The 7538-nt window shown below is 63.7% G+C and carries 5 protein-coding genes and 1 pseudogene; 1 reads left to right on the forward strand and 5 read right to left on the reverse strand.

What is annotated here, in order from left to right; translation table 11 throughout:
• Nucleotides 1-1101, reverse strand: a pseudogene (gene glgA / locus K728_RS19005) (glycogen synthase); the annotation flags it as partial.
• A gap of 97 nt (nt 1102-1198) precedes the next feature.
• On the opposite strand from glgA, the gene glgC reads away from it, so the two are divergent.
• Nucleotides 1199-2437: a glucose-1-phosphate adenylyltransferase gene (glgC, locus tag K728_RS0109270; protein ID WP_024476520.1), complete on the forward strand. Its 1239-nt coding sequence runs from the start codon at nt 1199-1201 to the stop codon at nt 2435-2437.
• Between the two features lie 112 nt (nt 2438-2549).
• Here the strand turns inward: glgC and K728_RS20920 are convergent, their stop codons facing one another.
• The 4 genes from K728_RS20920 to K728_RS0109290 form a co-directional block, all read right to left on the reverse strand.
• The gene (locus K728_RS20920; RefSeq protein ID WP_024476521.1) at nt 2550-4259 is read right to left on the reverse strand and encodes an HNH endonuclease signature motif containing protein; all 1710 of its coding nucleotides are present in this window, start codon (nt 4257-4259) and stop codon (nt 2550-2552) included.
• Between the two features lie 305 nt (nt 4260-4564).
• Nucleotides 4565-5416 carry a transglutaminase family protein gene (locus K728_RS0109280; RefSeq protein WP_019482680.1) on the reverse strand — a complete coding sequence of 284 codons (852 nt, stop codon included), beginning with the start codon at nt 5414-5416 and terminating at the stop codon, nt 4565-4567.
• Nucleotides 5413-6339, reverse strand: a complete 927-nt coding sequence (locus K728_RS0109285) for an alpha-E domain-containing protein (RefSeq protein WP_019482679.1) — start codon at nt 6337-6339, stop codon at nt 5413-5415. Before K728_RS0109285 ends, K728_RS0109280 begins: the two co-directional genes overlap by 4 nt.
• Nucleotides 6332-7538 (reverse strand): circularly permuted type 2 ATP-grasp protein (locus K728_RS0109290; RefSeq protein WP_443110952.1); only part of this gene is annotated, 1207 nt, incomplete at its 5' end. The genes K728_RS0109285 and K728_RS0109290, both read right to left, overlap by 8 nt.

Below are 7538 nucleotides of genomic sequence, written 5' to 3' on the forward strand. Positions count from 1 at the left end.
GGGCCCGGTCCGGGTCTGCAACCAGGGCGTTTACGGCCGCCGCGAAGTCGGTGACGAACCGTTCAGGATCCAAGGGGATACCCGTACCGTCGGTCACCTGTTCCAGCGGGACCAGGGTGCCGGTCACGCCGTCGTCGACCACCTCCGGGATGCCTCCGGTGGCGCTGGCAACGACTGCCGCGCCGCACGCCATCGCCTCAAGGTTCACGATGCCGAGGGGCTCGTAGATGGAGGGGCAGGCGAAGACGGTGGCCGTGCTCAGGACCTGGATGAGCTCGTTCCGGGGCAACATGCGTTCGATCAGCACCACCGATCCGCGCTTGGCTTCCAGCTCAGCGATCAGCTGAGCGGTTTCGGCTGCCAGCTCGGGCGTGTCGGCGGCACCGAGACAGAGCACCAACTGCACGCCGGGCTCCAGCAGCGCCGCTGCACGGAGGAGGTAGGGAACGCCTTTCTGACGGGTGTTCCGTCCCACGAACACCACGCTGGGGCGGTCCGGGTCGATGCCCAACTTCCTGACGGCGTCGTGGTTGGTATCCCGTTCCCAGAGGCTCACATCGATGCCGTTGTGCACGACGTGCACCTTGTCGGGGTCAACATCCGGGTAGCTGCGCAGGATATCCGCGCGCATCCCATGCGAGACGGCAATGACCGCTGCGGCGGCCTCGTAGGAGGTTCGTTCGGCCCACGAAGACAGCGCGTAGCCACCGCCGAGCTGCTCAGCCTTCCACGGCCGTAACGGCTCNGCTCGAGACTGTGGGCACTGAGGACATGCGGCACCCCGTACAGGAGGGATGCGAGATGCCCCGCCATGTTCGCGTACCAGGTGTGGGAGTGCACCACATCCGCGCCAGCCAGCCCGTCCAGCATCGCCAGATCGGTTCCGAAGGTCTGCACCGCGGCGTTCGAGCGGTTCAACTCGGCCGGGGGCAGGTAGGTGCTCACGGTCGCCCCGTGATAATCGGGACTCCGCTCCGCGCCGAAGCAGTGAACCCGCAAATCCACCTGGCTGGCCAGCACTCGGCTTAGCTCAGCAACGTGCACTCCGGCGCCGCCGTAGATCTCGGGTGGGAACTCTTTTGTCACAATGTCTATACGCACGTTTCCAAACGTAGTGCAGCGCGGCCATCTCATCTAGTGTGAGTCAATCAAGAGGTAATAACTCAATGAAGAGCAACAGCAGGGCAGGGGGCCATTCGTGGCATTGAAAAAAGTACTGGCGATCGTCCTAGCCGGGGGCGAGGGAAAACGACTCATGCCACTCACGGCCGATCGTGCGAAGCCCGCAGTGCCGTTTGGCGGCATTTACCGGCTGATCGATTTCGCACTCTCGAACCTCGTAAACTCGGGGTACCTGGAAATTGTGGTGCTCACCCAGTACAAGTCCCACAGCCTGGACCGCCACATTTCCGAGACCTGGCGCATGTCCACCCAGCTGCAGCAGTATGTGGCGTCGGTCCCGGCGCAGCAACGGCGAGGAAAAAGCTGGTTTCTGGGCAGTGCCAACGCCATCTACCAATCCCTCAATCTGATCCACGATGCGAACCCTGACATTGTGGTGGTGATTGGCGCCGACCACGTCTACCGGATGGACTTCGAGCAGATGGTTGCTGCTCACATTGCCAGCGGTGCATCGGCCAGTGTCGCGGCGGTCCGGCAGCCAATGAACCTGGTTGACCAGTTCGGCGTCATCCAGACCGATGGCTCAGGCCGGATTTCCGGGTTCGTCGAAAAGCCGGAGAGCACCCCCGGGTTGCCCGACGATCCGAATAGCTTCCTGGCGTCGATGGGTAACTATGTGTTCACCGCTGACGCTCTGGTCGCGGCCCTCGAAGAAGACGCTGCCCGGCTGAACACCAAGCACGACATGGGTGGCGACATCATTCCGTATTTCGTTGAACGGGGAGATGCAGCAGTCTATGACTTCACCTCCAACGACATTGCTGGCTCCATGGACAGGGACCGTCAGTACTGGCGCGACGTCGGAACTCTCGACTCGTACTACGACGCCAACATGGACCTCATCTCTCCCCTGCCACTATTCAATCTGTACAACCTGGAATGGCCGATCTACACGCGGCAAAGTGTCTCTCCCCCGGCCAAGTTCGTCCGCAGCGCGTCAGGCGGTTCCGGTGTAGCTCACGACTCGATCGTCTCGAACGGTGCAGTGGTTTCCGGAGGCCAGGTGCAGGGGTCCATCCTTGCCACCGATGTGTTTGTTGACGAAGGTGCATCTGTGTCGGGGTCGGTGCTGATGGACAAGGTGTCCATCGGTCCGGGGGCTATTGTCCGGCGGGCGATCATCGACAAAAACGTCAGAGTGCCGGCCGGTGCCAGGATCGGGGTTGACCGCGAGCTGGACCTTAGCCGCGGCTACACTGTGACGGAGTCCGGACTGACCATCCTTAGCAAGGGGCAGGTAGTTCTTCCGGGCTAGGTAAATCGTGGCCGACCTTGGGTTCAGTCCTGGCTGAACACTTCGTCCACCCGATCTGAGACCTGCCCATTCCTGACCTGCTTTTTCCCTCCGCGGCGCGTGATCGCCGTTTTTAGAAGGGTGGTGGGTCGGGGGTGGTGGTGTAGGTTTTGCCGGTTAGTGAGGTGGCGGTGAGGGTGCCGGGTTCGGGTTGGTGGTAGTGCCAGTAGCCTTCGGTTTTGAGTTTGTGGTGTTTGCGGCAGAGCGCTGCGAGGTTGTCGTAGCTGGTGGTGCCGCCCTGGTGCCAGGGGATCGTGTGGTCGAGATCGCAGGCCGGGGCTGGCCGGTTGCAGCCGGGGTGTCGGCACGTTTTATCCCTGACGAGTATGGTCCGTCGGAGACTTTCCGGGACCGTATACCGTTCCCGGCCGACGCTCAGGACGGTGCCGGTTTCGGGGTGGGTGAGGATCCGGGTGAATCCCTTGGCGTGGGCGGCGAGTTTCCGGGCGGTGTCCGGGTCGATCGGACCGTAGCCGGCGAGGTCGGCTGGTGTGTTGCCGCCGAGCAGGGTCATCACGGGTACGGTCACGAACACCACCGGGTGCACGCCCAGTACCGTGGCCAGATCAACTAACCCACCACCACCACTGGTCGCACCAGCATCAGCCCCAGCAGCTCCAGGAGCCCCAGCACCAGGACCGCCAACACCAGTAGCACCAGCAGCACCAGCAGCACCTCCTGCAGCGTCTGTAGTGCCTGTAGTGCCTGTGTTGCTGGTGTTGTGTGTGCTGGTGGTTGTTGAGGGGCCGGGGGTGCAGTGGTGGGTGAGGAGGTCTCCGAGGATGTCGGCTTTGAGTTGGGTGAGGGTGCGGTCCTCCTGGGGGTTTTGGAGGGCTCTGGCCATGAACGTGAGCCGGTGTTCGATCCCGCAGGCTTGCTCGGCGGGTAGATACGCTGAGAGCCACGCCATGCCGTCATCGTCCGGGGTGAGTTCGACGTGGCGGTCCGCTGCGGCTGCGGCCCGGCGGGCGGTGATCGTTTCGGGGTGCAGTTTCTCCCGCACTAGCCGGCATTTGGTCTTCAACCGTGGGGCGGTGAGCTGGGCGCCGGTTTTGAGTACCGCATCCTCGAAGGCGGGAAGCGCTTCCTCGGGGACGGTGAGGGTTTCATCGACGATGACCTGGGCTTGCCGGACCGAAACCATTCCCATCCCCAGGCACTGGAGGGTTTTCGGGAGGTCCAGGGCCAGGGTCAGGCTTTGACCCAGTAACCGGTGCGCGGCCCGCCCTGAAAGGTTCAGCAACGGCGCCAGTTCCTCGGCCGTCAGGGTGAACCCCAGCCCGTTACCGACCCCACTCCGCGACCCGGCCTGCGACCCGGCCCGCGACGCGGCCTGGGATGCTGCCTGGGACGCGGCGAGGCTTTGCACTTCGCGGTGCAGATCAGCGACCAGTTCCGCCTGCCGGGCTGTCGCCCAGGACAGCAGCCGATCCGCGGCCAGTAACAGGTCAGAGATCTTCGCCACCGGATCCGACGCTGCCTCGCCCGGCCTGCCAGCCGGTTCTTGACCCGGCCCGCCAGCCGGTTCCTGACCTGCTCCGTCGCCCGGCCCGCCAGCCGGCCCTTCAGCTGCTCCGTCGTCTGGTCCGTCTGGTTTTCCAGCGGGTTCCTTCGCTGAGTTTCGGATGGCATTCCATGGCAGCAACAGGGTGACCAGCGATTCGGGGCCAGCCAGTTCGACCTCGGTGGCCGCCGTGTTGGCTGCAAACCGGTGGGCCCGGCTGGCCTTCCCGAGTCGCCGCAACACACCCGCCACCTCGCCGGTGCTCCACGATGGATCCATCCAGCCAACGAAACCGAGTCAACAGAACCCGGGCTAGCCGCGCCCAGGCTGGCCGTAAAAACCTCAGCGATGCTGCGGTTCCCGCCGGCTTTCTCCTGCTGCTCCATACCTCCATCACATCATCTGCCACTGACATTCTTCGGCGTCAGGCAGGCGAGCAGGACCCACCCGGATTAAGCCCACAGCGAACACCACCAGTTCGATTTCGACCAACGATGTTGAGGCACCGAGCCCGCAAAAATTCGATCCGGCACCTCCGATCGCGGCATCCCGGGGGTACCGCACGAACGCAGCCCGGAACTGCCCTAGGCGACGCGGGTGATCTCCACTTTCACGTTCAACGTCGACCCGCCGCCGCCTGACAGAATCCCCTTCAGCGGCGATACATCCTTATAGTCCCGGCCACGCGCCACCGAAACATGGAAGTCACTGACCGGTCCACTGTTCGTGGGGTCCCAGCCGCGCCACTCGCCATCCCACCACTCGACCCAGGCGTGGGACTGCCCGGCGACAGTCTCCCCGATGCCTGCGCTGCTGCGTGGATGCAGGTACCCCGAAATGTAGCGTGCGGGAATGCCGATGCTGCGGAACGCGCCAATTGCGAGATGCGCCAAATCCTGGCAAACCCCCTTCCGTGAGTCCCAGGCGTCCCGAGCATTGGTCTGCACTCCGGTGACGCCCTGCACGTAGGACATCTCTTGCTTGATCCACTCAAAGATCGCGTGCACTGCCTGATGCGGATTGCGATCAGCTGCCAGCCGTAACGCGTTAGCGCTGACTTCCGGGTCAGGGTCGGTCAACCCGGTTTGCGGCAGCCAGTCGCCGAACTCATTGATGACCTCGTCGGAGCGAAGGTGATCCCAGGTCACCACCTCATCCTCGGCAGGAATCCGCTCTATCCGGCTCACCTCAACGGTGGTGACGGCTGTCACCTCAAGCGCCTCGTGGGTGCTCTGCATGTCGAACGCGGTCACCCTGGTACCCCAGTAATCGCGGTATGTCGACACGGCAGCGCTCGACGGCGATACCTTCAACGTCGACTCAAGGACCACCTGCTGGGGGTCTGTGAGCGGCGTCATCCGCGCCTCGTTGTAGGACAAAGTCACTTTGCGCACATAGTTGTAGCCTGTGCGATGGGTGATCAGCAAGCGGGTCATGAGAGTTCTCCCACCCAGGACAGCTCGTCTGCCTGGGAAAAGTAGGTGCGTGAAATTGCGTCGGAAGCCTGGGCACAGGCCTTCTGGACGCGCTCCATGTGCTCGGGCAACTCTGACATCAGGTCGTCGGTCTGGTGGAACTCAAGGAACGTTCGGGCCTGACCGACGATTCGGCTGGCATCGTTGATAAACCCGACCCGGCGGTAGGCGGGGTTGAGATTGGTCAGGCACTTCTCAGCGTCGCTCAGCGCGTACACGATCGACCTCGGAAACAACCGGTCCAACAGCAGGAACTCCGCCGCCTGCTGGTCGCCAAACGATGCCCTCCGGGTGCGCAGGAATGACTCGTAGGCGCCGGCACACCGCAACATGTTGACCCAGGACATGCCTGCCGCATGCACATCGTGGGTGGACAACATACGCGCTGTCATATCCGCCCGCTCAAGGCTCCGGCCCAGCACCAGGAACTGCCAGCTTTCGTCGTGGCTCATGGTGGTATCCGACAGGCCCCGGATCATCGCAGTACGTTCAACCACCCAATGGCAGAAGCGGTAGGTCCCCACCACATCCTTGCGGTGCTGGGTCAGGCCATACCAGGTGGTGTTGAGGCTTTCCCACACGCTGCCTGACACGGTCTCCCGTGCCCGTCGGGCGTTCTCACGTGCTGCGCCCAAGGCGCCGGCAATGGAGGTGGTGCTGGTCCGGTCGTAGGCCAGGGACTGCAAAAGGTCTGACAATTCAAGCTCGTCACCTTCCGCCCGGCTGCCCATTACTCCTAGCAGCTGACGGGACACATCGCGCTGTTCGCTGCGCGGCATCTGGTTCAGGCGCTCCAGGTGAACATCGAGGATACGGGCCGTGCCATCGGCGCGCTCCACGTAACGACCAATCCAGAATAGGGATTCAGCGATCCGGCTAAGCATTGACTGTGTCCTCTCCACGGTTCACGCGGTGTCCCCCGGCTGGGGCTTCAACCGAATCGGCCTGTTGCTGCTGTTGTTCCGGTTGCCGGTCCTGCCACCCCGATTCGATCGGCCAGACCCGTTCCTGGACTGGGCGACGCACGGTGTCGACGACCGGGCGCACCGGGGTCTGATTCTGTTCGTCGACCACCCAGGTGTCCTTGGAACCGCCGCCCTGGCTGGAGTTCACAATCAGGGAACCTTCCTTCATGGCCACCCGGGTGAGCCCACCCGGCAGCACCCAGACGTCGTCGCCGTCGTTCACCGCGAACGGGCGAAGGTCCACGTGGCGGGGACTGAACTGACCGCCGGACATGGTCGGCACCGTTGAGAGCTGGAGGACTGGCTGCGCGATCCAACCGCGGGGGTCAGCCGTGACCCGCTCCCTCAGGGCGTCCAGTTCTTCCTTCGACGCGTCGGGGCCGATGACGAGGCCCTTGCCGCCGGAACCGTCCACCGGCTTGACCACCAGTTCGTCCAGCCGGTCCAGCACCTCTTCGCGGGCCGCTGGATCCTCCAGCCGGTACGTGTCGACGTTGGCGATGATTGGCTCTTCGCTGAGGTAGTACCTGATCAGGTCGGGGACGTAGGTGTAGACGAGCTTGTCGTCGGCCACCCCGTTACCCAGGGCATTGGCGATCGTCACGGTGCCGGCGCGCGCGGCGTTGACCAGGCCGGGGCAGCCGAGCATCGAATCGGAACGGAACTGCAACGGATCAAGGAACTCGTCGTCAATCCGCTTATAGATGACGTCGACACGTTGCTCGCCGGCGGTGGTGCGCATGTAGACGCGGTTGCCACGGCAGATCAGATCCCGGCCCTCCACCAGTTCCACACCCATCAGTCCCGCCAGCAGGGTGTGTTCAAAGTAGGCGGAGTTGAAGACCCCGGGAGTGAGGACCACCACTGTCGGGTCTTCAGCCGACGACGGCGCCGTCTTCCGCAGCGCCGCAAGAAGACGACGGGGGTACTCTTCGACCGGCCGGATGTGCTGTTGCCCGAATGCCTCCGGCAGCCCCTTGGCCATGGCGCGTCGGTTCTCCAGGACGTAACTCACGCCGCTGGGGACGCGGACGTTGTCTTCGAGAACCCGGAAGATACCTTCCTGGTCGCGGACGACGTCGATCCCCGAGATGTGGACCCGAACGCCACCGGCGGGG

Source organism: Arthrobacter sp. CAL618 (assembly GCF_000468215.1).
Taxonomy (GTDB): Bacteria; Actinomycetota; Actinomycetes; order Actinomycetales; family Micrococcaceae; genus Arthrobacter_D.